This is a genomic window from Pseudomonas sp. FA117 (assembly GCF_057370475.1).
In genome coordinates this window covers 4,281,201-4,304,205 of record NZ_CM170675.1, presented here as the reverse complement: position 1 = coordinate 4,304,205, position 23,005 = coordinate 4,281,201, and the positions used below count along the sequence as shown (strand labels likewise).

Genomic DNA, 23,005 nt, shown 5'->3' with positions numbered 1-23,005 from the left:
GGCGTAGCCAGTGCCATGGCACCTTGTGGGAGCGGGCTTGCCCGCGAAAGGTACACCGCGATGCATGGCACCGGCTAGGCCGGTGTTCGCGGGCAAGCTCGCTCCCACGCCTTTGCAACTACAGGTCAGCCGTTGTCCACCGGCTTGTACGGTCCACCATAGCCATCACCGACCATCGAGATGATGGTGCCCTTGTCGTCGATCCAGTCCGAGGGCTTGAGCGAGTACTTGTAGCTTTCCGACATGCTGTTGTTGCCGTCGCCGATGTAATCCGGATGGGCCACTCGGTGGTCGCCGCGGATGCTCGAGCGCGCGTCCCACTCTTCCTTGCGGAAGTCGAAGATGCTGCGGTCGCCCGGTGCGTCGCGCTGGCCCCAGTCGGAGAGGTAGGTCTGCAGCCATACATAGGCCTCGTCGCCGTTGGGCTTGAGCAGGCCGTCCTGCTTGAAGTCCTGGATCTGGTCCCAGTTCTGCAGCGAGATCTTGTGCAGCTTGTGCGACTTGACGTCGTTGAGGATCGCCCCCACGAACGAGAACACCCCGGAGAACAGGAACCCCACCGGCCCGAGCAGGGGCACCAGGCGCCCGGTGACCCCGAACACCCCGGCAACGCTGCCGGCTGCGCCGAACAGGCTGCTCACGCCACCGGCCACCGACAGCGAGCCGGAGGCGATCTTGATCGGGTCCTTTTCACGCACGCCGTCGCGGATGGTCAGGCCGCCCATGACCACGCCGATCACCCCGCCGACCACGTCGGCACCGGCGCCGATGACCTTGATCGCACTGCCGGCGAAACGCGCGACCTTGCCGGCACCGACCACGCCCCCGCGTTTCTCGATACCGCTCTCGATACCCTGGTGCAGCTTGTTCATCGTGGCTTCGTCGAACGGCTGGCCGTTGAGCGCCTTGCCGACATCCTTACCGTCGGCCATGGCGTCGTCGATGATGTTGTAGTACTGGTTCTGCACATCCTGGACACTGCGCGGAATCTCCGGCCCCGCCGTGCCCGGCTTGCTCCAGATGGTCGGCACCGACCGGTCCAGACCCATGAGCTTGTAGGCATTGGTACCGAACGCCTTGTCGAAGGCCTTGGTACCCAGGGTGGCGAAGTGCGAGCCGGTACTGAGGAAACCGATGAAGTCGTTGGCGATGCCGGCGCGTTCGCGCGGGGTGTCGGCCAGGGTGCCGCCCTTGCCGGCCAGCTGGTAGATGGCGCGGCCCAGGGAGATGGCGCCGCCCATCGAACCGAGCACGCCATTGTCGCTGAGGAAGGACAGGGTCTTGACGAAGGCGCCGCGGTTTTCCGCGCTCAGGCTCGGCATCAGCTCGGTGCTGACCGCCTTGTTGATGTCGTCCAGGGTGATCTTGCCATTGGCCTGCCAGGTGTCGCCCAGGTTGCTCATGACCTTGCCGAAATCGGTGGCCATGTCCTTGTCCTTGAGCAGCATCTCGACGAACTTCTCGTAGGACGCCAGCGACCTGCGCGGGATGCCGTCGCCGCCGGCCTTGAGGGCCTGGAGCATGAGCAGGGTCTGGTCGGTGGTGGCCAGCGCGGTGTTGTCGTCGGAGATCTTGCTGGGGTCGGCGATCAGCTTGTCCAGTTCCAGGGTGTAGCCGTCGATCTGCAGGTTCTGCAGGAACTGATCGGCCTTGGCCGGATCGATGTCGGCGAGCCCTGCGTAGGCGCTGCGTATTTCGCTGGTGGCAATCTCGGTCTGGCCGTTGGCCTGCAGGTCGTTGATGTACTTGACGAAGTTTTCCGAAGAGGTGCTGTCGAGCAGTTTCTGGCGGGTTTCGTCGACCTTGGCCGAGCCGCCGTCGACCTTGCCCAGGGCGGCGTCGTGCTTGCTCTTGAGGTCGGCGACGATGGTCGGGTCGCCGAGCAGTTCGCCCAGTTGGGCATCGATGGCCTTGGCATCGAAGATCTCGTCGCGCACATCGCGCGAGGTCACGGTGATCGGGTCGCTGGCGCTACCGTGGTTGCCGAAGCCGTGCTCGGGGATGACCGACATGCCGTTGTCGGCCATGCTCTTGGCTTCCAGCGCGCGGACCAGCTTGGCCCGCGGGTCGTCCTTGGCGATGCTGCCGTCCTTGATCCCGGCGCGGTAGCCGTCGACCAGGTCGCGGATGGCCAGGTCGCGCACCGACAGCGGCTGGCCGTCGTCATCCTTCTCGGTGGTGGCGAGCTCGTCCACCGACACTTCCTTGAGCGGCGGCAGGCCGTGGTCGGCGCGCAGCTTGTCGACGTCGGTGACCTGTTCGGCGATGGTGCTGCGGTAGTCGGCGATCTGCTCGAACATCTGCGGGTTGTCGAACTGCGAGACGATGATCTTCTGCTCTTCGCCGCCGGGCTTGCGCTGGGTGAAGGCGATCAGGCCAGGGCCATAGTCGCCGATGCCGCCGACGCTCATGATGTCTTCGGTGGACGACAGGTAGTCGTCGGCGCCAGCCTTGGTGTAGCCCTCGCCCTTGGCCTTCTCCAGCCCGGCAAGGGTCTGGCCCTTGGTGCTGTAGTCGAGGAAGGCCTCGGGAGACACATCGCGCGACACCACGATCAACTTGCCGTCGCCCTGGGTGACCACCAGGATGCCGTCGGTGGGCGCATCGACCTTGCTGATGTCGTTCAGCCCCAGCGTGCCTTCGGCGCGGTTCTGCAGGTGCTGGTCGGGCAGTTTGTGGGCGTTCTTGATGTAGTCGAAGGCCGGCGTGCCCTTTGTGGTGTCCAGCGCGTGGAGGAAATCGTACAGCTGGCTGCCACGGTTTTCCGGCGCGGGCTGGTTGGCGGCGGCGGAGGGCACGCTGTCGAGCGAATCGTAGCCGCGGTCGTGGGCCTTGGCGTCGTCGCGGCTGATGGCGTACTTGTGGCCGTCGTGCTCGAACAGGATGACGTGGGCGTCCTTGTCTTCGGAAACCACCTTGAGCTTGTCCACGTCGAGCCCGGCGGGCAGGCCGGTGACCTGCTCGTAGCCTGCAGCCTTGGCCTCGTCCAGTGCGACACGGGTCTTGCCGGCACCGCTGTAGGCGGCATAGGCCTCGGGTGTGATGCCCTCGGCGATGATGACTTCGCGGCCGTTGGTGAGCTTGACCTTGAGCACGCCATCGGTGGCTTGCTCCACCGACTGGATGTTGTCCAGCAGGAAGCCGCCGTCGTCCTTGCGCAGCAGCGACTGGCCCGGGTCGGTGAGGCCGGCGACGATCAGGTCGTGGGCGGGTGTGCCCTGGGTGTCGGCCAGGGTGTCGAGCAGGTTGTAGAGCTGGGTGCCGTGGTCGGGGCCACGGTCTTCCCGGGTCGGCACGGCATGGCCGAAGCGCAGGTTCTCGAAGGTCTCGAAGCCTGGCTGGGTGTCTTTGGCGGCCTTCTCGCTGATCTGGTACTTGTTGCCGCCGTGCTCGAAGTAGATGACGCCGTTATCCTTGTCCTGGGCGACGATCTTCAGCTTGCCGATATCGAGGGTTTCCGGCAGCTCGGTGATGTCCTTGTAGCTGTCGGCATCGGCGGGCTTGTCGTGCGATACGCTGCCACCGCCGTCGTTGGCGGCCAGCACCTTGGGCTTGAAGGTCTTGTCCGCGCCCGGATCGCTGAGCAGCAGGCGGGCCTTGTCGAGGACGCTGTCGAAAAGGCCGGCGGTATCGGCGGGGGAGGAGGGGCTGCTGCTGGAGGGGGCTTCGGGTCTGTTGATCATTGCACGGTCCGGGGCGAGGACGGCGGCCGGCGCAGACCTCGCAGACCCCAGGACGATGCCGTGGCTGGGCGACCAGGTTGCGCGACCGACATCAAAGGTTCATGGAAGTCTGATCCTAGGCCACCCCGCCCGCTGAAACGCACAACCTTGGCAAGTTACAACAAGGTTTCACGTGTGTGAAAACTGCGAATTGAGCAGGCGTTCCTGGCGTCGCTGATCCCAGGCCTGACTGCTGCGTTTCGGGGTTTCCTCCGGTTGGCTGGTCAACTGCGACAGGCTGGCGGTGATACGACCGGCCCAGAAGCGCGAGCCCTGTTCCTGGGCATCGTGCATGGCCTCGTTGAGCAGATCCAGGGCCTGTGCCTGGCGTTCGGGCGAATCGGGCCTGGCCAGCAACTGGGCCTTGATGCGCAGCAACTCAGGGCGGAACCAGCGCTCCTGGCGGGCGGCGGTGACGGCCAGGGTCTGGTCGATGATCTCGATCGCCAACTGCTCCAGGCCCAGTTGTGCCAGGCCCTGGGCGTATTCGCTGCGCACCAGGTTGTACAGCGGGCTGTCACCGATGGCGTGGAGCTGGTCGAGGGCTTCGCCCAGCCCGCGCACACCGTCCTCGGCTTTGCCCTGACGGATCAGCAGGATGTGCTCGAAGCAGCGAGCGAACAGACGCCATACCGGCATTTCGTGCTGGCCCAGGCTGTCCTTGAGGCGGGCGAGGAATTCGCGGCTGCGCTTTTCGTGGCCGACCAGCAGGGTGATGGGGATGGCGCTCAGGCTCAGGGTGTACCACAGGCTGGCCGGGTGGTGCTGGGTCATCGCCGCTTCGACGTTGGCCTCGATGGTCAGCAGGGCCTGGCCGACCTGGCCTTGCAGCAACTGGATCTGCGCCTTGAGCGAACGGGCGGCCAGGCCCTGGTCGAAGTGGCTGTCGATGATGTGCGCGCGCGGCATCATCGGGAAGCTCAGGGCTTCGCTGATCGCCTGGCGCGCACCGTCGAAATCGGCCATCTGGAACAGCGGCGTGGCACGCATGCGCCGACCCAGCATGCGCCGTTCGAGCATGCCGGTGCGTTCGCTGAGCTGGATGTACTGGTTGGCCAGCTCCAGTGCCTCGGCGTGCTGGTTGCTGCAGCAGTGGTCGTGCCACAGGCCCCACAGGCCGCGCAGTTCGTGCTCGGTGTCGCCCAGGGTGCGGGCGTCCTCGACCACCTGCAGCCAGGCCGTGCGGATCGCCGGTCCCGCGCCGCGGGTCAGGGCCATGACACTGGCCGAGATGGTCAGCAGCAGCATGCGCTGGCGCGGGCTGATGGCCTCGAAGCGCAGGCCGCGATCGACCCAGGCGTGGCATTCGTCGACGCGCGACAGGCGCAGCCACAGCGGCACGCTCATCAGCGTCAGTTCCACCCCCAGCGATGCCTCGCCCTGTTCACTGAAGCACCAGCCCAGGGCACTGCGCACGTTGTCGCTGTCGGGGCTGTGCAGGGCCAGCCAGGCGTTGCTGTCCAGCCGCTCCAGATCCTGCACGGCGCGGCGCTGTTCCTCCAGGGTGTGGTGGGCGTGACGACGGGCGATGGTCGCGGCTTCGCCGTGCAGCGCAAGCTGCTGCGCCGCGTACAGGCGCGCGGTGTGGTGCAGGCGATAGCGTTTGATCGGTTGCGCACCGGCGGCTACCAGCAGCGACTTGTCCATCAGGCTTTCCACCAGCCAGGCTGCGTCCTGGAAGGGGCCGGGCTGGACCTCGACCACCGCCTTGGCCGCCGCGAGGGTGAAGCTGCCGGTAAACACCGAGAGCTGGCGGAACATCGCCTGCTCCTGCGCCGAGAGCAGCGCATGGCTCCACTGCAGCGAGGCTTCCAGGGTGCGGTGGCGGGGCAGCGCGGTACGCCGGCCGGCCATCTGCAGGCGGAAGCTGCCGGCCAGCAGCTCGACCAGGTAGGTCAGGCCGAAGGCCCGCACATGGCTGGCGGCGATCTCGATCGCCAGTGGGTTGCCGTCCAGGGTGCGGCACAGGGCAAGGGCGGCAGGCACGTCGGTGTCGCTGAAGACGAAGTCGGTATCGTGCGCTGCGGCACGCTCGACGAACAGCTGCACGGCCGGACTGACCAGGGCCTGGGCGGTGCACAGGACGTGATCGTTTGCGGCGCAGGGCAACGGCGCGACCTCGTGCACGCACTCGCCTTCGGCATGCAGGGCCTCGCGACTGGTGACCAGGATGTGGCAACCCGGCGCCTGCTGCAGCAGGGCTTCGACCAGGGTCGCGGTGGCTTCGAGCACATGGCCGCAGTTGTCCAGCACCAGCAAGTGGCTGGCGTCGTCGAGTTTCGCGGCGATCTGCACCAGGCTGTCCCGGGCAGTGCTGTCGATGCCCAGCGCTGCCGCCACCAGGTCGGCGACGCAGGAGGGCTGGTTGGCCTCGGTGAGGTCGACGAAGGTGCGGCCATCGCTGAAGTCGGCCGCCATGGCGTGGGCCAGGGTCAGCGCCAGGGTGGTCTTGCCGATGCCGCCGGTGCCGGTGAGGGTCAGCAGGCGGCGGCTGCGCAGGGTCTCGGCCAGCGCCTGGCTCAGTTCGTCGCGGCCGATGACGCTGCTGCCAAGGCCGGGCAGGTCGTTGCCGGCCTTCGCGCCGGGCAGGGGTTGCGGCGCCATTTCACGGATGGTCACCGGGGCCACGAAGCGGTAGCCGCGGCCCGGCACGGTGACGATGTAGGTGAAGTCGCCTTCTTCGCCGAGCACCCGGCGCAAGGTGGTCATCTGGGCGCGCAGGTTGCACTCCTCGACGATCACCTTGGGCCAGACCAGCGCCAGCAGTTCGTTCTTTTCCAGCAGCTCGCCGGTTCGGCTCGCCAGCGTGACCAGCAGTTGCAGCGCACGGCTGCCCAACTGCACCAGCTCCCCGTCCTTGAACAGCAGATGCTGTTGGGGGTAGAGCACGAATGACCCAAAGCACAGGGCGTTTTCCGGATCAGGGGTATCCAGAGCGTCCAGGGTAGCTATCTTTCCGGGCTTGGTCTTGGTCAGGGGCATGATTAAACCTTTATGAATGAGTTAGTTATTGGCGATCTTCAGGGGCGCCTTTGTTGTTTCACATGTTCAGGATAAGCAGCACGATCCGACGTAAGGTCTGCCTTGGAGGCACGCTCGAACTTCAATAGCCATGGGCCATTCTTTTGTCATTGTTCGTTCATGATTCGCAAGGCATGGCGCTGAAGGACTCAGCGGCGAAGCAAGTTCTGGCAAGTATCGTGCCATGGATCCAATTGTTATCGGGTAACAGGCGTCCTTGAACTTTCGCATCACGCTGGTAACAACGGCCGTCGGCGGCTGTTTTATTCGGGATTCCGAATGTTTCATTCGTATGACGTTCGGCTGGCCGAATGAGGGTGTCCCCCGGGCGGCCGCGCAGGATGCGGCTGACGGGTGGAAGCTGTGTAATTCGCGAGCTGTAGAAATCATGACGGTGTGTACTGAAAAAAACCGTTTCGCGTCTGGCGGTTCCCCGCCATGCCTGACGAAGGCCTGTTACAGCGTGCTTTGGGCAGGGGCCAGGCGCTATTCACTGGAAGGCGGGGATAAATGACCCCGCCGATGTTCACTATTTAGAACACTGTTTTGTGTCGTTTATTAGTTGGCGGTAATCCGCCATATCATTGTTTGTGAACAATTTCGCAGTTGTCGTCTTTGTCATGAAAACCGTGGCGTGTTTGCGGTATGGTCCACGGTCGTCTCGAGGCGGGCGTTGTAATAGCGTGATTTGTTATTGGCTGTTTTTATTGGGAAAGTTTGAAAAGTTTGAGTAATTGCTCGAGAAAGTTGCGGGCAGATATTTTTTTTCGCCTGAAAACAGCAGTGGCGACAAACCGCCAGCAACGACAACACCCCGGTCCGGGAGCCGGGCCAGGGTGCAAGGGGCAGGAAAGCATCAGGGCAATGCGTGAGCGGTATCTGCTGCCAGGCGCGCGTAGAAGCGGTTGCCGGCGTCCAGGTGACGCTCGAACGGGAACCCCCGGTCGAGCATCTGCGCCATGGCCTCGGTGGGGATCAGCATCACGTAGCTGTGCTCGCTGGCGACCAGTTCGGCCGGTTCGGGCAACGCCCGCTGCTCGAACCACTTGCCTGCGGCGTCGTGTCCGCTGCGATAGCTGCGCTGGTGATAGCCCAGGCTCCAGCCACCGTCGAGCAATACCCAGTAGCCTTCATCGGTCACCTTGGCGCCGCTGCCGACGATAACGGCACCAGGCTGGGCCTCCCATTCCCGCGAATGATCGATGACCCAGCGCAGTTGCTCGGTGTTCAGCGCGGTGAAGAACGGCGTATGGCGCAGCAGGTGCAGGTAGGTCACGGAAGGAGTCATGGCGCGTTCCTCTGGCGGCTTGCGCCAGGCGCAGGCCGTGCAGGCGGCGATCAGGGCGCCGGCCAGCAGGGCTGGCCAGCGCAGGCGGGAGCCGGACATCGCGGCTCAGGCCACGCCGCCGTTGGCGCGCAGGATCTGACCGTTGACCCAGCCGCTGTCAGGGCCGGCGAGGAAGGCCACGACACCGGCGATGTCGTCGGGCTGGCCAAGGCGACCCAGGGGTGGCGCCTGGGTGGCGGCCTGGATCTGCTCGGGCGTCTTGTCGGTGAGGAACAGGTCGGTCTCCACCGGGCCGGGGGCGACGGCGTTGACGGTGATGTTGCGACCGCGCAGCTCCTTGGCGAACACCTGGGTGAAGGCCTCGACCGCTGCCTTGGTGCCGTTGTAGATGGCATAGCCTGGCATCTTCAGGGCCAGGGTGGTGCTGGTCAGGTTGATGATCCGACCGCCGTCGTTCAGGCGTGTGGCGGCAGCGCGCAGGGTGTTGAACACGCCCTGGGTGTTGATCGCGAAGTTGCGCGCGTACAGCTCGTCGCTGGTCTGGGCCAGGGGCATGACCTTGAGGATGCCGGCATTGTTGACCAGCACGTCGATGCGGCCCAGTTGCTGCTCGATGGTGTCGAACAGGGTCTGCACCTGGCCTGGGCTGGAGACATCGGCCTTGATGGCGATGGCCTTGCCGCCAGCCTCGCGCAGTTCGGCGGCCAGTGCGCCGGCCTCGGCGTCGTTGCTGGCGTAGTTGATCGCCACGGCGAAGCCGTCACGGCTCAGGCGGCGGGCGATGGCGGCACCGATGCCACGGGAGGCGCCGGTGATCAGGGCTACGGAAGAGGTCATGCTGGGCATCCTTCTGGGTGGGTGTGGGAAGGAGTGTGGACTGTTGGCGAAAAAAAATAATTGCGTGCCAACTGCGATCAGTGTTCCATTTACTTTAACTATTCACGTGCTGTCTCCGACTGCTCGACACCAGCGTAGTCGTTACCCGCCAGGAGAACCCGACCATGGACCGTTTCCAGGAAATGCAGGTGTTCGTGCGCATCGCCGAGCGCGGCAGCTTCTCCCAGGCCGCCGAGGACCTGCAGATTCCGCGCGCCACCGTGACCAACCTGATCAAGCGCCTGGAGAAACGCATCGGTGTGCGCCTGCTCGAGCGCACCACCCGGCATGTGCGCATGACCCACGACGGCGAGGCTTACTACCACCGCTGCGTGCGCCTGCTGCTGGACCTGGAGGAGACCGACAGCGCCTTTCGCAATGCCCCGCCCAAGGGCCTGCTACGGGTCAATCTGCAGGGCACGCTGGCCAAGTACTTCGTCATGCCGGCGCTGGGGAGCTTTCTGGCGCAGTACCCGGACATCACCCTGCACATCGGTGAAGACGACCGCCTGGTCGACCTGGTGCGCGAAGGTGTGGACTGCGTGCTGCGTGCGGGCCTGCTGCAGGACTCGTCGCTGATCGGCCGACAGATCGCCAGCCTCGAGCAGGTCACCGTGGCCAGCCCTGACTATCTCGCCCGGCATGGCACGCCGCAGACGCTGGAAGCGCTCGAGGGGCACTTTGCCGTGGACTACCTGTCGAGTGCCACCGGGCGCCCGCTGCCGCTGGAGTTCAGGGTCGGGCGCGAGGTGGTGGAGCGGTTGCTGCCGGCCCGGGTGTCGGTGACCGGCGCCGACCTGTACACCGGCGCGGCGCTGTCGGGGTTGGGCATCGTCCAGGTGCCGCGCTACCGGATCGCCGCGCAGTTGGCGGCCGGCAGCCTGTGCGAACTGCTGGTGCAGTGTCCGCCCCCGTCGATGCCGGTGTCGGTGGTGTATCCACAGAGCCGGCAACTGTCGGCGCGGGTGCGGGTGTTTTCCCAGTGGTTGGCGCAGCGCCTGGAAAGCGGGCTGTGACGATTGGCCAGGCGGCCAGGGAATAAACCCCGGCGATGTCCGTTTACCGGGGACAACCCCAACGACCGGAGTCGTCACCATGCCTCACCTGCGCACCCTTGCCCGCGGTACCCTGCTGCTCGGCAGCCTTGGGCTGGCCCTGCTCGGCGCCAGCGCCCAGGCCGCCGAAACCTGGGAGATGCTCCCGCCCACCCCGCACTTTGCCGGGCCGTTCAAGACCGCCGAGGTCAATGGTGTCCAGCTCGCCTACCACATCGAGGGCAAGGGCGCGCCAGTGTTCCTGCTGCATGGCGGCCCGGCCAACGCCGACTACCTGGCCGGCCAGGCCAAGGTGCTGGCCACCCATTACCAGGTGATCTCGGTCGATACCCGCGGGCACGGGCGCAGCAACGCCAACGGCCTGCCGCTGAGCTACGACGCGATGGCCGATGACGTGGTCGGGCTGATGAAGCAACTGGGCCTGAACAAGGCCGATGTGGTCGGCTGGAGCGACGGTGGCATCACCGCCCTGGACCTTGCCATGCGCTACCCGGACAAGGTTGGCCGGATCATCGCCTTCGGCGCCAACACCGACCCCACCGGCGCCTTCGCCGATGCCGACAAGAAGCCGGCCTTCGCGGCCTTCTTCACCCGCGCGGCGCAGGAGTACCAGCAGCTTTCGCCCACCCCGGACGGCTTCGAAAAACTCAATGCCGCCCTGACCCAGATGTACCAGCAGCAACCGAACTGGACACCTGCGCAACTGGCGACGATCAAGGCGCCGACCCTGATCGTCGATGGCGATCACGACGAGGCGATCAAGCCTGATCATACCCGCTACATCGCCAGGAGCATTCCCGGTGCCAAGCTGCAGTTCATCGAGGGCACCAGCCACTTCGCGTTCCTGCAGAAGCCCGAGGTGTTCAACAAGGTGATGCTGGATTTCCTGGCCAGGCGCTGAGCCAGTTCAGCCTGCGCTGAACAGTGCCCGTGCTTCCTCGAAGCACTGTTCGGCGATGGCCGAGCGCGGCTCGCTGCGGCGCAGCAGCAGGCCCAGCGGGCTGTGGATGCTGGCCTCGGCCACCGGGAGGATGCGCAGGTGTTCGCTGAGCGCCTCCAGTCCGCAATCCAATGGCATCACCGCGCAGCAGATGCCGGCGTTCAGTGCCTGGATCAGGTGGAAGGTCGAGTCGCTTTCCAGCACGGCCTGGGGTTCCAGGCCGCGGCTGCGAAAACTCAGGTCCAGCGACTGGCGGTAGTGCATGCCCTTGCTCAGCAGGCCCAGCGGCAGGCCGTCGAGTTCTTCCCAGCGCAACTGCTCGGTGGCGAACCGGAAGTGCCGGGTGTCGTGCAGCAAGCCCATGGTGGTGGTGCCCAGCTCGATCACGTCGAAGAAGCTGGCGTTGACCTGGTCGAGGTAGCAGATGCCCAGGTCCAGCTGGTTGCGGCTCAGGCCGTCGATGATCTGTTCCGAACTCAGCGAAGTCAGCTGGAAATGCAGTTCAGGGTACTTCTCGCGCAGTGGCAGCAGCAGTTCCATGGGATTGAAGCTGGCCAGCGGCACGGTGCCCAGGCGCAGGCTGCCCACCACCTGGCCGCGGCAGCTGGCGGCCTCGGCCTGCAGGCCGTCGTGGGCGGCGAGCAGGGTCTTGGCCCAGGCCAGGATACGCTCGCCGGCTTCGGTGAACCCCTCGAAGCGCTGGCCGCGCTTGACCAGTACCAGGTCCAGCTCGTCCTCCAGGTTGCGCAGGCGCATCGACAGGGTCGGCTGGGTGATGTGGCACAGCGCGGCAGCCTGGCCGAAGTGGCGGGTCTGGTCGAGGGCGATGAGGAACTTGAGCTGCTTGATGTCCATGGTCGGGCCTGGCGATGGAGAAGGATCGCACGGTACGTCGTATCGACTGGACGCTCGCGCCGGGCCCCTAGCGTGACGCAAAAACCCCCATGCCGACAAATCCTGTGATCGGCCGTCTTCAGCTCAGCACATGCCTGACCGGTTCCAGCACCGCAGGCAGCGGCTCGCCCAGTGCCGACAGCACATCGCGTTCCAGGGTGCGCACCAGGGCATCGGTGGGCAGGTCGTTCTCGTCGCGGCCGAACGGGTCTTCCAGCTCGTTGCCGATCGCATCGAGGCCCAGGAAGGTGTAGCTGACGATGGTGGTGAACAGCGGCGCGAGCCAGCCCAGCGGCTGGGCGAGGGCGAACGGCAGCAGCAGGCAGAAGATGTAGATGGTGCGGTGCAGCAGCAGGGTGTAGGGGAACGGCAGCGGCGTGCCCTTGATCCGCTCGCAGGTCGCCTGCACCTCCGACAGCCCCAGCAGCCGCTGTTCGAGCACGGTGTAACGGAACTCGCTGATGTGTTGCCCTTGCGCCAGGCGCGAACAGTGTGCGCCGATCTCGCGCAGGATGCCGTCGCAGGCATTGTGCGTGCCGACCTGGGCATCTTCGGTCAGCCAGGGCCGTGCAGCCTGCAGTTCGTCCTCGTTGCGCAGGCGCGCGTTCAGGGCGTGGGCGAAGCCGCACAGACCGCGCAGCAACTCGGCGCGCAATGCCGGGTCGGCGATCACCACGCTTTCGCGAATGAACGAGCGGGTCTCGATGATCATCCGCCCCCAGGCCTTGCGCCCCTCCCACCAACGGTCATAGCAGGCATTGTTGCGAAAGCTCATGAAGATCGACAGCGACAGCCCGAGCAGGGTGAAGGGCGTTGCGCTGACCGGATAGAACAGCGCGGGGTAGCGGCGCTCGACCAGCACGATCAGCGCGGCCAGCAAGGTTACCATCAGGCAGCGCAGGGCGATGCGCTTGACGATCGAACCGCGCAGGGTGAACAGCATGCGCAGCATGTCGGTGTTGGAGTGGACGATCAAGGCGGTTCCAGAGACGGCCGCTCAGCCGCCGGTCATGTTCATGAAGCGCAGGATCTGCACCTCGCCGCCGACCTCGAAGTGATGACGGTAGGGCTTGAGGTGCATGGCCTCGCGGATCGCCTGCTCCAGGCGCGCACTGTCCCCGGGGTGGCTGCGCAGGACCTGCTTGAGGTCCATGGAATGCTCGTTGCCCAGGCACAGCAGCAACCGGCCTTCGACGGTCAGGCGAACGCGGTTGCAGGTGGCGCAGAAGTTGTGGCTGTGCGGCGAGATGAAGCCGACTCGCGTCTGCGGTGCTTCGGCCAGGCGCCAGTAGCGGGCCGGGCCTTGTGACGACTCGGCCGATTCGATCAGGGTGAAGTGTGGCTCCAGGCGCTCGCGCACATCGTCGCTGGAATAGAACGACTCGCCGCGCTCGTGCTCGCTGATCACCCCAAGCGGCATTTCCTCGATGAAGGTGATGTCCAGCTCGCGGTCGATGGCAAAGCGCACCAGGTCGACGATCTCGTCGTCGTTGCGGCCCTTGAGTACCACGCAATTGAGCTTGGTGCGGCGAAAGCCTGCCTGACGAGCGGCATCGATGCCGGCGATCACCTGGGCCAGGTCGCCGGTGCGGGTCAGGGCCTTGAAGCGCTGGGGGTCGAGGCTGTCGAGGCTGATGTTCAGGCGGGTGACGCCGGCATCGAACAACGGCTGGGCCAGGCGGCCGAGCTGCGATCCGTTGCTGGTCAGGCACAACTCGCGCAGGCCGGGCAGGGCGGCAATGCGCCCGCACAGGTCGACGATACCCTGGCGTATCAGCGGCTCGCCGCCGGTCAGGCGGATCTTGCGCGTGCCGAGGCTGACGAAGCGTTCGGCGACCAGGTAGAGCTCTTCGAGGCTGAGGATCTGCTGGCGCGGCAGGAACTGCATGTCTTCGGCCATGCAGTAGACGCAGCGGAAGTCGCAGCGGTCGGTGACCGACATACGCAGGTAGTCGATTTTCCGGTTGAAACCGTCGATCAGGGCCTGGCTGCTGTGTTCCACGTGGGCGCTCGGGAAGGTGGGATTGCGATAATGTCCACGCTATAACCTGCAGCCACGGGCGTCAAATTGCTTTGCCCGACTGCTTGATAGGTCCGATCTATCAAGCGATCAGCGGGGCCGCACCAGGCCGCTGCCGCGACCGTTTCACCGATGAACCGGAAACGCCGTGGTGTACTTGATCTGTTCCATGGCAAAGCTGGAGGTGATGTTCGACAGCCCTTCGGTGCTGGTGATCAGCTTCTTGTAGAAGCGGTCGTAGGCAGCGATGTCGCTGACCACCACGCGCAGCATGTAGTCCCAGTCGCCGGACATGCGGTAGAACTCCATGACCTCCTCGAAGCCGGTCACGGTCCTGGCGAAATGCTCGAGCCAGGCGCTGTCGTGGCGCTGGGTCTTGAGCTGGACGAACACGCTCAGGCCCAGGTTGATGCGCTCGGGGTCGAGCAGGGCGACGCGGCTGCGGATATAGCCTTCGTCTTCCAGGCGCTTGACCCGTTTCCAGCACGGCGTGGTGGTCAGGTTGACCGCTTCGGCAAGGTCCTTGAGGGAGATCGAGGCGTCGCGCTGGAGCAGGGTGAGGATGTGCTGGTCGAAACTGTCCATGGCGATAGGGGCCGGCTTTGCAGAAAAAGTTTCTCGAGAATAGCCTGATCGAGGAATTGCTTGCTACAGCGGGCGCCGCTGCAGCGGGTCGAACCGGGATATGCGATAGTGGCGGTTTTCTCCCTGCCCCTTCTGTCAACGGATCCGACCATGGCCGAAAAACCGCGCAATTTCGCCACCCGCACCATCCACGCCGGCGAGCAGTCCAGCGTTGCCGACAATGCTATCTTCCCGGCCATCGTCACCTCCAGCTCGTTCATCAAGCGCGGCCTGGACGACAACCCCGAATACGCCTACAGCCGTGTCAGCAACCCGACCCGGCACGCGTACGAGACCTGCGTCGCGGCGCTGGAGGAGGGCGTCGGTGCGGTCGCCTGCGCCTCGGGTGTCAGCGCTACGGCCACGGTGCTCGAACTGCTGCCCAAAGATGCCCATGTAGTGGTGATGAACGGCGTCTACGGCGGCACCTTCCGCCTGATGGAAGACTACCGTGCGCACACCTCCGGCCTGACCACCACCTACGTCGACCTCAACGACCTGGACGCCGTCGCCGCAGCGATCCGCCCAGATACGAAGATGATCTGGCTGGAGTCGCCGACCAACCCGCTGCTGCACCTGGTGGACATCAAGCCGCTGTGCGACATGGCGCGCGAGCGCGGCATCCTCACCTGCATCGACAACACCTTCTGCTCGCCCTGGAACCAGCAGCCGATCACCCTGGGGGTGGACCTGGTGATGCATTCGGCGAGCAAATACATCGGCGGTCACTCCGACCTCACCGGCGGGGTGGTGGTGGCGGGCAACCACGAGCTGCTGGCGCGCCTGCGCAAGATCAGCATGGCGGTGGGCGCGATCCAGGGGCCGTTCGACTGCTACCTGGCGCTGCGCGGGCTGAAGACCCTCGATGTGCGCATGGAGCGCCAGAGCGCCAACGCCCTGCGCGTGGCGCAGTACCTTGAACAGCACCCGCAGGTCGAGGAAGTGTTCTATCCGGGGCTTGCCAGCCATCCGCAGCATGCGCTGTGCGAGCGTCAGATGCGTACCGGCGGTGCAGTGGTGGCTCTGCGCGTGAAGGGGGATCGGGCGGCGGTCAATCGTTTGGTCGAAGCGCTGTCGATCTTCGTCCTGGCCGATTCGCTGGGCGGGGTGGAGAGCATGATCAACCACTCCTGGAGCATGTCGCACAACTCGCTCAGCCCCGAGCAGAAGGGCGTGATGGGTATCAGCGAGAACCTGGTGCGCTTGTCGATGGGGATCGAGGATTACCGCGACCTGATCGAGGACCTGGAGGCGGGGTTGCAGGCGGCGGGCTCTGCGTAACGGCGGCTGACGCCATCGCGGGACAAGTCGGAGTCCCGCGATGGCATTGCAATGTTCGACCTCAACCCTTGGGCGGATGAATGATCCGCTCGATCTTGTCCTTGATCAGCAGGCGTTCCTTGCGCAGGCGGTTGACCGCCTCGTCGTTGGTGCCGTTGCCTTCGGCGGCCAGCACCTCCTTGTCCTTGGCGTTGTATTCCTTGTGCAGCTTGTGCAGCTCCTGATCCTTGTCGATCAGGGCCTGGAACTTGTCTTCGGTAATGTGCAGGTCGGCTAGCAGATCGTGCGGAACTGGCATCTCTTCACCTCTGTTTCAGGGGTTGGTAAAAGTCCTGATCCTTGAGGATAGCTGCCTTTGCCGACGGCGGGAGCGGTTCGCCGGGAATGGCTGCAGCGTCGCAACGCTGCTGAATGGCAGCTGAATGAACGTTAATTAATCATGAAAGACGCCTGGCAACCGATTGTTGGCGTCTTTTTCACAAAAAATTGATGCTACGCTTTCTAAAGTTCGGCCAACTTCCCAAGGTGCCCGTCCGGGCATTCCTGGTCGCTTCCAAACTCTGATTGCGAACGCCATGCTGAAAATCAAATCACTGCGGACCGAGTGGGTCACGCTGCTGGCCAGCCTTTACCTGCTGATCGGCCTCAACCTGTTCCTCTGGGAACACCTGGAAACCATCCTGCCCCCCGGCATGGTTGGGCTGTGGCTCGGTCTGGCGTTCGCCGTGCTGATGCTGTTCGCGTTCAACCTGATATTGACGTTGTTGGCCTTCAAGTATGTTTTGAAACCGGTATTGATCCTGCTGTTCATGAGCGGCGCTGGTGTCGCCTACTTCATGAATCAATATGGCGTACTTATTGATGCCGGCATGTTCCGCAATGTCGCCGAGACCAATATCGCGGAAGTGCGCGACTTGCTCTCGTTGAAGTTTGCACTCTATATGCTCGGGCTGGGTGTAGTGCCTTCACTGCTGATCTGGAAGGCACGCATCGACTACCGTCCCTGGCACCGCGAACTGCTGGGCAAGCTGGTGGTCAGTGGCGCCTGCGTCGCGGCCCTGGGCTCGATCGGCCTGGTCAATTACCAGGGGCTGTCATCGCTGTTTCGCAACCATCACGAACTGCACCTGATGCTCACCCCGAGCAACATCGTCGGCGCCTCGTTCAGCTACGCCAGTGAAAAACTCGGCAGCGCTGCCAAGCCGTTCCAGAAATACGGCGAAGACGCCCGCCGTGATGCCGCCTGGCAGAAGCATGAGCGCAAGTCGCTGACCGTACTGGTGGTGGGTGAAAGTGCCCGGGCCGAGAACTTCGGTGTGCTGGGCTATGCCCGCGATACCACGCCCCGCCTGGCGAAGGAGGCCGGCCTGCTCGGCTTCACCGACGTGCATTCATGCGGCACCGAGACGGCGGTGTCGGTACCCTGCATGTTCTCCGGGATGGCACGCAAGGACTACGACCCGAGCCTGGCCAGCCGCCGCGAAGGACTGCTGGATATTCTCGGCCGCGCCGGCATCGAGGTGCAGTGGCGCGACAATCAGTCGGGCTGCAAGGGCACCTGCGATCGATTCAACTACGTCAACCTCACCAGCGCCAAGGACCCGGTCCTGTGCGCCGATGGCGAGTGCCACGACCAGATCCTGCTGCAGAACCTCGACGCGCTGCTCGACAACCTCGACAAGGATACCGTGCTGGTGCTGCACCAGATGGGCAGCCACGGCCCCGACTACTACAAGCGCTATCCCGCAGGCTTCGAGCGCTTCAGCCCGGTGTGCCGCAGCAACGCGCTGAACCAGTGCAGCCAGCAGGACATCGTCAACAGCTACGACAACACCCTGGCCTACACCGACGAGGTGCTGGCGTCCTTGATCGACACCCTGCGCAAGCACCAGGACCAGGTCGACACGGCGATGATCTACCTCTCCGACCATGGCGAGTCGCTGGGCGAATACAACCTGTTCCTGCACGGCACCCCCTACATGCTGGCGCCTGACCAGCAGAAGCACATTCCGTTGCTGGCCTGGTTCTCCGACAGCTATCGCCAGGACTTCGCCGTCGATACCGACTGCCTGGCGAAGATGCGTGACACGCCGCTGAGCCAGGACAACCTGTTCCACTCGATGCTGGGTCTGCTGCAGGTGCGCACCGAGGTGTACCAGCAGTCGCTGGACATGTTTGCCGGGTGCAGGCCCTGGTTGACGGCCAGGAATTGACCGCACGCCATCGTTACCGCTGATCGCCACCATGGAAGGCCCGGGTTTCACGAGCAGTGCCCGCGCCGTATATACTGCGCGCCAATGTTTGTGGGAGAGCCTTGTGGCCATCGAAATACACTGGATCCGTGATGACCAGACCCTGGCCGAGCGCTGCCGGGCGTGGCGCGAGCTGCCCTTCGTGGCCGTCGATACCGAATTCATGCGGGTCGATACCTTCTATCCCAAGGCCGGCCTGATCCAGGTCGGCGATGGCAAGAGCGCCTGCCTGATCGATCCGCTGCTGATCGGCGACTGGCAGCCGTTGGGCGAACTGCTCGAAGACAGCGCCGTGGTCAAGGTGCTGCATGCCTGCAGCGAAGACCTCGAAGTCCTGCTGCGCCTGACCGGCAAGCTGCCGCAACCGTTGTTCGACACCCAGCTGGCCGCAGGTTACCTGAACATCGGTTTCTCCATGGGCTATTCGCGCCTGGTCCAGGAAGTGCTCGGCATCGAACTGCCCAAGGGCGAAACCCGCTCCGACTGGCTGCAACGCCCGCTGTCCGAGACCCAGGTCAGCTACGCCGCCGAAGATGCGGTGCATCTGGCCGAACTGTTCACCGCCCTGCGCCCGCGCCTGTCGGACGACAAGTACGCCTGGGTGCTCGAGGACGGTGCCGAGCTGGTGGCGCAGATGCGCCGTGAAGTCGAGCCCGAAACCCTCTACCGTGACGTCAAGCTGGCCTGGAAGCTTGGCCCGCAGCAACTGGCGGTCCTGCGTGAGCTGTGCGCCTGGCGCGAACGCGAAGCGCGCAGCCGCGACGTGCCGCGCAACCGCATTCTCAAGGAACATTCGCTGTGGCCCATGGCCAAGAGTCAGCCCGACAACCTGTCGGCGCTGGCCCGGATCGAGGAGATGCATCCACGCACCATCCGCCAGGATGGCGCGCACCTGCTCGAGCTGATCAAGCGCGCTGCCGAACTGCCTGCCGAACAATGGCCGGCGGTGCTGCCCGAGCCGCTGCCGATCGAAGCCGCCGGCATTCTCAAGCGCCTGCGTGCCATCGGCCAGGCCGAAGGCGAACGCCTGCAGATCGCCCCTGAGCTGATGCTGCGCAAGAAGGCCCTGGAAGCCCTGCTCAAGAGCGGCTACCCCAACGGCCCCTATCAATTGCCCGATTCGCTGCGCGGCTGGCGCCGTGAGCGGATGGGCCAGGCCCTGCTCGATGACCTCGCAGGCGCCGGAGAGACCCGATGAAACGTATCTGCTCGATCTACAAGAGCCCGCGCAAGCGCGAGATGTACCTCTATGTGCTCAAGGCCGACGGCCTGGAGCGTGTGCCTGAAGGCCTGCTGCCGTTCTTCGGCACGCCGGTGCATGCCTTCGACCTGGTGCTGACCCCCGAGCGCAAGCTGGCACGGGAGGATATCGTCAAGGTGCTGGAGAATCTCGACAGCCAGGGCTATCACCTGCAGATGCCACCGCCGGACGACGACTACATCGAGCATCTGCCCGAAGAGCTGCTGCGCCGCAACGACCCGGCCTGAGCCGGGCGCGAACCCCTTTACCAGGCGGCCCCGACGGGCCGCTTTCGTCGTTCTGCAAGGTTGTCATCGAGATGCGCGTTCTGATCGCTGAACAGGATCATGCCCTTTACGCTCGCCTGTTGGGCGAGCTGGCACCGGACCTGGAGGTCCTGACCAGTGACGATTCCGCCGAATTGTCGCGCCATGCCCCCGCTTGCCCGATCTGGCTGGGCGAACCGCACCTGGTCGCCAGCCTGCTGCGCCAGGGCCACAAGCCGGCCTGGATGCAGTCCACCTGGGCGGGCATCACGCCGCTGCTGGCCGACGGCCTGCCGCGCGACTATCGCCTGAGCCGCGCCGTGGGCATCTTCGGCCAGGTCATGGCCGAGTACATGCTGAGCTACATGCTGATCCACGAGCGCGATGTGCTGGCGCGCCTGGTGAGTCAGGTCGAGCGGCGCTGGGATGGCCGGCCGGGCAGCAGCCTGGAAGGGCGCAAGGTGCTGATTGTCGGAACCGGTGACATCGGCCAGCGGGTTGCCGAGTTCCTGTTGCCGTTTGGCGTGACGCTGTATGGCGTGGCCAGCAGCCCGCGCGAGCAGGCGCCGTTCGTCGAAGTGGCGGGGCTGGATGCGCTGCCGCGGCTGGTCGGCCAGGTCGATTATGTGCTCAACCTGTTGCCGGATACCCCGGCCACCCATGATCTGTACGATGCAGCGCTGTTCCAGTGCTTCAAGCCCACTGCGCTGTTCATCAACGCCGGGCGCGGTGTGGCGGTGGTCGATGCCGACCTGGTCGAGGCGCTCAAGAGCGGGCACCTGGCCGGCGCGGTGATCGATGTCTGCCGCCAGGAGCCGCTGCCCCAGCGCCATCCGTTCTGGACCGCCTGGGGATTGTTGTTGACCGGGCACAGTTCGGCGCCGACCTCGCCGGTGGCGATGACGCGGTTGTTCGTCGAGAACGTGCGGGCCTATGCGGCGGGGCAGGGGTTGCGCGGGGAAGTGGATTTTTCGCGGGGGTATTGAGGTCGTTGTATCGGCCCTATCGCAGGTAAACCCGCTCCCACGGCCGGTAGGAGCGGGTTTACCCGCGAAGAAGGCGATCCTATCTTACAGGCTGAAATCGCCCTCAGCTGCCAACTCGCTCAGCGGCCGACGCGGGCTCGGTGCTTCACGCGCCTGCAGCGCCTCGATCAGGCTGGCCTTGTCGCCCAGCTTGCCGATCGCCACCATCGCGTGCAGCACATAACCCTCGGGGATCTTCAGCTCCTTGCGCGCCAGGTCCTGGTCGAACCCGGCCATGCCGTGGGTGTGCCAGCCGCTGATGCTCGCCTGCAGCGCCAGGTGGCCCCAGGCCGAACCGGTGTCGAAGGTGTGCCACAGGGCCGGTGTTTCTTCGCTGGCGCCCGGGGCTGCGAAGGTGGTCTTGGACAGGATCAGTACCAGCGCCGAGGCCTGCTGCGCCCAGCTGCGGTTGAACGGCACCAGCAATTGCAGGAAGCGTTCCCAGTTCGGTGTGTCGCGTCGGGCGTAGAGGAAGCGCCAGGGCTGCGAGTTGTAGGCCGACGGCGCCCAGCGCGCGGCTTCGAGGAAGCTCAGCAGGGTGTCTTCGCTGATCGGTTCGGCGGTGAACGCACGGGGTGACCAGCGGTTGATGAACTGCTCGTTGATGGCGTAGTCGGCGATGCGGGGATTGGCGCTCATGGAGGCTCCTGCGAAAGATCGGCACAAAGCCTGAACGCTACTGCGTCCGCCTGGCGCTGACAAGCGGTATGGCAATGCGCAGGCACAGGCTCTAGACTGGCGCCGCCGCGCGCCGCGGCCTTCAAAGTGATTGCAGGAAACCGTGTGATGATCGCCGACCCCGCGCCCTTCTGGCGGCGCAAGACCCTCGACCAGCTCGACCCGCAGGAGTGGGAGTCGCTCTGCGACGGCTGCGGGCTATGCTGCCTGCAGAAGCTCGAAGACGAGGACGACAACAGCATCTATTACACGCGCATCGCCTGCAAACTGCTGGACATGCACAGCTGCCAGTGCAGCGACTATCCCAACCGCTTCGAGCAGGTGCCCGACTGCATCCAACTCACGCCGGGCAAGGCCGACCAGTTCAAGTGGCTGCCGAGCACCTGCGGCTATCGCCTGGTCAGCGAGGGCAAGGACCTGCCGGCCTGGCATCACCTGGTCTGCGGCGACCGCGAGCAGGTCCATGAGCAGCGCATTTCCCAGTCCGGGCGGATGCTCAGCGAGAACGACGTCGACGAAGACGACTGGGAAGACCACCTGATCTTTCGCGCCGGCTGATCCATCCGGCCATCCGCCTCTGGGGAACAAGGAGTTTCTGTATGCGTCGCCCGTTGTTGTTGGTCCTCGGCCTTGCGGCCAGCTTCCCGGCCTGGGCGAAGAAGGTCGACCTCGATTATCAGGTGCGCCTGCTGCCCCAGAGCGGCCAGGCCGAGGTGCGCCTGACCCTGGCCGAGGGCAGCGCGGTACGCAGCCTCGACTTCGACCTGGGCAGGCAGGGTGCCTACAGCGACTTCAAGGCCGACGGCCAGTGGCAGGTGCAGCAGGCGCGCGGTGTCTGGCACCCGGGTCCGGGCAAGACCAGCCTGAGCTATCGGGTGCAGCTCGATGTGAAACCGCACGGCAGTGCGCATGAGGCGCGGATCACGCCGCACTGGGCGTTGTTCCGCGGCGAGCAGTTGGTCCCGCCGGCACGCCTTGACCAGCAGGACGGCACCGAGCTGGTGGCGCGCCTGGCCTTCGAGTTGCCGCCCGGCTGGCAGAGCGTCGAAACCGCCTGGCCGCGCATCGGCAAGCAGAAATTCCGCATCGACAATGTCTCGCGCCTGTTCGACCGTCCCAGCGGCTGGATGCTGGCCGGCACACTGGGCAGCCGCCGCACGCGCCTGGGCGACACCGAAGTCACCGTTGCTGCGCCGCAGGGGCAGGGCATGCGCCGCATGGACACCCTGACCCTGATGACCTTCGTCTGGCCGCAGTTGCAGGCGGTGTTCCCGCGCAATCCGCCCAAGCTGCTGGTGGTCGGCGCGCGCGACGACATGTGGCGCGGCGTACGGGCTTCACACAATTCGCTGTACCTGCACAGCACCCGTGCGCTGATCGGCGAGAGTGGCAGCAGCCCGCTGCTGCGCGAGCTGGTACAACTGTTCGCGCAGATCGACGACCGCGATCGCAGCGACTGGCTGGGCGAGAGCCTGACCGACTACTACGCCACCGAGCTGCTGCGCAGGGCCGGCGGGATGAGCGATGACCGTTACCAGACGCTGCAAAAGCGCCTGCAGAAGGACGGCGCCAAGGTCAAGACCTTGCGTGGCGAGCGGGCCGAACCGGCACAGGTGGCCAGGGGGGTGCTGTTGCTGCAGGCGCTGGACCGCGAGATTCGCCTGCACAGTCACGACAAGCGTTCGCTGGACGACGTCACCCGTGCGCTGATGCGCATGGCCAGTGTCAGCACCGAGGAGTTCATCCAGATCAGCGAGAGCGTGCTTGGGCGGCAGTCCGAGGTGCTCGAGAGCAAGTTGTTGCGATGAGCCGGGGCTGAAGTC

Annotated in this window: 19 protein-coding genes; 9 read left to right on the top strand and 10 right to left on the bottom strand. The window is 65.0% G+C overall.

Features of this window, described 5'->3' with window-relative positions; translation table 11 throughout:
- Positions 1 to 125: 125 nt before the first annotated feature.
- The 4 genes from AC1TXO_RS19905 to AC1TXO_RS19890 form a co-directional block, all read right to left on the bottom strand.
- On the bottom strand, positions 126 to 3,683 hold the full coding sequence (locus AC1TXO_RS19905) for a hypothetical protein (RefSeq protein WP_486403323.1): 3,558 nt from the start codon (positions 3,681 to 3,683) through the stop codon (positions 126 to 128).
- Between the two features lie 168 nt (positions 3,684 to 3,851).
- Positions 3,852 to 6,704, bottom strand: coding sequence for an ATP-binding protein (locus AC1TXO_RS19900; protein ID WP_486403322.1), 2,853 nt, complete (start codon positions 6,702 to 6,704; stop codon positions 3,852 to 3,854).
- 895 nt (positions 6,705 to 7,599) lie between these two features.
- The gene (locus AC1TXO_RS19895; protein ID WP_486403321.1) at positions 7,600 to 8,130 is read right to left on the bottom strand and encodes a cyclic nucleotide-binding domain-containing protein; all 531 of its coding nucleotides are present in this window, start codon (positions 8,128 to 8,130) and stop codon (positions 7,600 to 7,602) included.
- A 6-nt stretch (positions 8,131 to 8,136) separates the two neighbouring features.
- Positions 8,137 to 8,877 carry an SDR family oxidoreductase gene (locus tag AC1TXO_RS19890; protein WP_486403320.1) on the bottom strand — a complete coding sequence of 247 codons (741 nt, stop codon included), beginning with the start codon at positions 8,875 to 8,877 and terminating at the stop codon, positions 8,137 to 8,139.
- A gap of 155 nt (positions 8,878 to 9,032) precedes the next feature.
- Between AC1TXO_RS19890 and AC1TXO_RS19885 the strand changes: the two genes are divergently transcribed.
- Both AC1TXO_RS19885 and AC1TXO_RS19880 read left to right on the top strand, forming a co-directional pair.
- The gene (locus AC1TXO_RS19885) at positions 9,033 to 9,923 is read left to right on the top strand and encodes a LysR family transcriptional regulator (protein ID WP_486403319.1); all 891 of its coding nucleotides are present in this window, start codon (positions 9,033 to 9,035) and stop codon (positions 9,921 to 9,923) included.
- A 79-nt stretch (positions 9,924 to 10,002) separates the two neighbouring features.
- A complete protein-coding gene (locus AC1TXO_RS19880) occupies positions 10,003 to 10,863 on the top strand; it encodes an alpha/beta fold hydrolase (RefSeq protein WP_486403318.1) in 861 nt (286 codons plus the stop codon).
- Positions 10,864 to 10,869: 6 nt separating this feature from the next.
- Here the strand turns inward: AC1TXO_RS19880 and AC1TXO_RS19875 are convergent, their stop codons facing one another.
- From AC1TXO_RS19875 to AC1TXO_RS19860, 4 genes are all read right to left on the bottom strand, one after another.
- The gene (locus AC1TXO_RS19875; protein WP_486403317.1) at positions 10,870 to 11,757 is read right to left on the bottom strand and encodes a LysR family transcriptional regulator; all 888 of its coding nucleotides are present in this window, start codon (positions 11,755 to 11,757) and stop codon (positions 10,870 to 10,872) included.
- A gap of 118 nt (positions 11,758 to 11,875) precedes the next feature.
- Positions 11,876 to 12,772 (bottom strand): bestrophin family protein, encoded by an 897-nt coding sequence (locus AC1TXO_RS19870; protein WP_486403316.1) that lies wholly within the window; start codon positions 12,770 to 12,772, stop codon positions 11,876 to 11,878.
- A 21-nt stretch (positions 12,773 to 12,793) separates the two neighbouring features.
- Positions 12,794 to 13,798 (bottom strand): GTP 3',8-cyclase MoaA, encoded by a 1,005-nt coding sequence (gene moaA / locus AC1TXO_RS19865; RefSeq protein ID WP_486403315.1) that lies wholly within the window; start codon positions 13,796 to 13,798, stop codon positions 12,794 to 12,796.
- A gap of 144 nt (positions 13,799 to 13,942) precedes the next feature.
- A complete protein-coding gene (locus AC1TXO_RS19860; RefSeq protein ID WP_486403314.1) occupies positions 13,943 to 14,401 on the bottom strand; it encodes an Lrp/AsnC family transcriptional regulator in 459 nt (152 codons plus the stop codon).
- A 150-nt stretch (positions 14,402 to 14,551) separates the two neighbouring features.
- On the opposite strand from AC1TXO_RS19860, the gene AC1TXO_RS19855 reads away from it, so the two are divergent.
- Positions 14,552 to 15,721 (top strand): trans-sulfuration enzyme family protein, encoded by a 1,170-nt coding sequence (locus AC1TXO_RS19855; protein ID WP_486403313.1) that lies wholly within the window; start codon positions 14,552 to 14,554, stop codon positions 15,719 to 15,721.
- A gap of 61 nt (positions 15,722 to 15,782) precedes the next feature.
- Here AC1TXO_RS19855 and AC1TXO_RS19850 read toward each other — a convergent pair whose 3' ends face one another.
- Positions 15,783 to 16,019 carry an HP1242/YdcH family protein gene (locus AC1TXO_RS19850; RefSeq protein ID WP_486403312.1) on the bottom strand — a complete coding sequence of 79 codons (237 nt, stop codon included), beginning with the start codon at positions 16,017 to 16,019 and terminating at the stop codon, positions 15,783 to 15,785.
- Positions 16,020 to 16,296: 277 nt separating this feature from the next.
- Here AC1TXO_RS19850 and AC1TXO_RS19845 point away from each other — a divergent pair, with 277 nt between their 5' ends.
- The 4 genes from AC1TXO_RS19845 (at position 16,297) to AC1TXO_RS19830 (ending at position 20,465) form a co-directional block, all read left to right on the top strand.
- Positions 16,297 to 17,934, top strand: a complete 1,638-nt coding sequence (locus AC1TXO_RS19845) for a phosphoethanolamine transferase (protein WP_486403311.1) — start codon at positions 16,297 to 16,299, stop codon at positions 17,932 to 17,934.
- Positions 17,935 to 18,037: 103 nt separating this feature from the next.
- Positions 18,038 to 19,171 carry a ribonuclease D gene (rnd, locus tag AC1TXO_RS19840; RefSeq protein ID WP_486403310.1) on the top strand — a complete coding sequence of 378 codons (1,134 nt, stop codon included), beginning with the start codon at positions 18,038 to 18,040 and terminating at the stop codon, positions 19,169 to 19,171.
- Complete coding sequence (locus AC1TXO_RS19835) at positions 19,168 to 19,461, top strand: YcgL domain-containing protein (RefSeq protein ID WP_486403309.1); 294 nt, start codon at positions 19,168 to 19,170, stop codon at positions 19,459 to 19,461. Before rnd ends, AC1TXO_RS19835 begins: the two co-directional genes overlap by 4 nt.
- A 71-nt stretch (positions 19,462 to 19,532) precedes the next feature.
- Positions 19,533 to 20,465 carry a D-2-hydroxyacid dehydrogenase gene (locus AC1TXO_RS19830; protein WP_486403308.1) on the top strand — a complete coding sequence of 311 codons (933 nt, stop codon included), beginning with the start codon at positions 19,533 to 19,535 and terminating at the stop codon, positions 20,463 to 20,465.
- Positions 20,466 to 20,549: 84 nt separating this feature from the next.
- On the opposite strand, the gene AC1TXO_RS19825 is transcribed toward AC1TXO_RS19830, so the two are convergent.
- Positions 20,550 to 21,143, bottom strand: a complete 594-nt coding sequence (locus AC1TXO_RS19825) for a nitroreductase family protein (protein ID WP_486403307.1) — start codon at positions 21,141 to 21,143, stop codon at positions 20,550 to 20,552.
- A 147-nt stretch (positions 21,144 to 21,290) separates the two neighbouring features.
- Here AC1TXO_RS19825 and AC1TXO_RS19820 point away from each other — a divergent pair, with 147 nt between their 5' ends.
- Entirely contained in the window at positions 21,291 to 21,740 is a 450-nt protein-coding gene (locus AC1TXO_RS19820; RefSeq protein WP_486403306.1) for a YcgN family cysteine cluster protein, read from the top strand.
- A 41-nt stretch (positions 21,741 to 21,781) separates the two neighbouring features.
- A complete protein-coding gene (locus AC1TXO_RS19815; protein ID WP_486403305.1) occupies positions 21,782 to 22,990 on the top strand; it encodes a hypothetical protein in 1,209 nt (402 codons plus the stop codon).
- Positions 22,991 to 23,005 lie beyond the last annotated feature (15 nt).

Coding starts and splice junctions, on each gene's coding strand:
- AC1TXO_RS19905 (WP_486403323.1), bottom strand. CDS start 3,683: ATGATCAACAGACCCGAAGCCCCCTCCAGCAGCAGCCCCTCCTCCCCC.
- AC1TXO_RS19900 (WP_486403322.1), bottom strand. CDS start 6,704: ATGCCCCTGACCAAGACCAAGCCCGGAAAGATAGCTACCCTGGACGCT.
- AC1TXO_RS19895 (WP_486403321.1), bottom strand. CDS start 8,130: ATGTCCGGCTCCCGCCTGCGCTGGCCAGCCCTGCTGGCCGGCGCCCTG.
- AC1TXO_RS19890 (WP_486403320.1), bottom strand. CDS start 8,877: ATGCCCAGCATGACCTCTTCCGTAGCCCTGATCACCGGCGCCTCCCGT.
- AC1TXO_RS19885 (WP_486403319.1), top strand. CDS start 9,033: ATGGACCGTTTCCAGGAAATGCAGGTGTTCGTGCGCATCGCCGAGCGC.
- AC1TXO_RS19880 (WP_486403318.1), top strand. CDS start 10,003: ATGCCTCACCTGCGCACCCTTGCCCGCGGTACCCTGCTGCTCGGCAGC.
- AC1TXO_RS19875 (WP_486403317.1), bottom strand. CDS start 11,757: ATGGACATCAAGCAGCTCAAGTTCCTCATCGCCCTCGACCAGACCCGC.
- AC1TXO_RS19860 (WP_486403314.1), bottom strand. CDS start 14,401: ATGGACAGTTTCGACCAGCACATCCTCACCCTGCTCCAGCGCGACGCC.
- AC1TXO_RS19855 (WP_486403313.1), top strand. CDS start 14,552: ATGGCCGAAAAACCGCGCAATTTCGCCACCCGCACCATCCACGCCGGC.
- AC1TXO_RS19850 (WP_486403312.1), bottom strand. CDS start 16,019: ATGCCAGTTCCGCACGATCTGCTAGCCGACCTGCACATTACCGAAGAC.
- AC1TXO_RS19845 (WP_486403311.1), top strand. CDS start 16,297: ATGCTGAAAATCAAATCACTGCGGACCGAGTGGGTCACGCTGCTGGCC.
- AC1TXO_RS19835 (WP_486403309.1), top strand. CDS start 19,168: ATGAAACGTATCTGCTCGATCTACAAGAGCCCGCGCAAGCGCGAGATG.
- AC1TXO_RS19830 (WP_486403308.1), top strand. CDS start 19,533: ATGCGCGTTCTGATCGCTGAACAGGATCATGCCCTTTACGCTCGCCTG.
- AC1TXO_RS19825 (WP_486403307.1), bottom strand. CDS start 21,143: ATGAGCGCCAATCCCCGCATCGCCGACTACGCCATCAACGAGCAGTTC.
- AC1TXO_RS19820 (WP_486403306.1), top strand. CDS start 21,291: ATGATCGCCGACCCCGCGCCCTTCTGGCGGCGCAAGACCCTCGACCAG.
- AC1TXO_RS19815 (WP_486403305.1), top strand. CDS start 21,782: ATGCGTCGCCCGTTGTTGTTGGTCCTCGGCCTTGCGGCCAGCTTCCCG.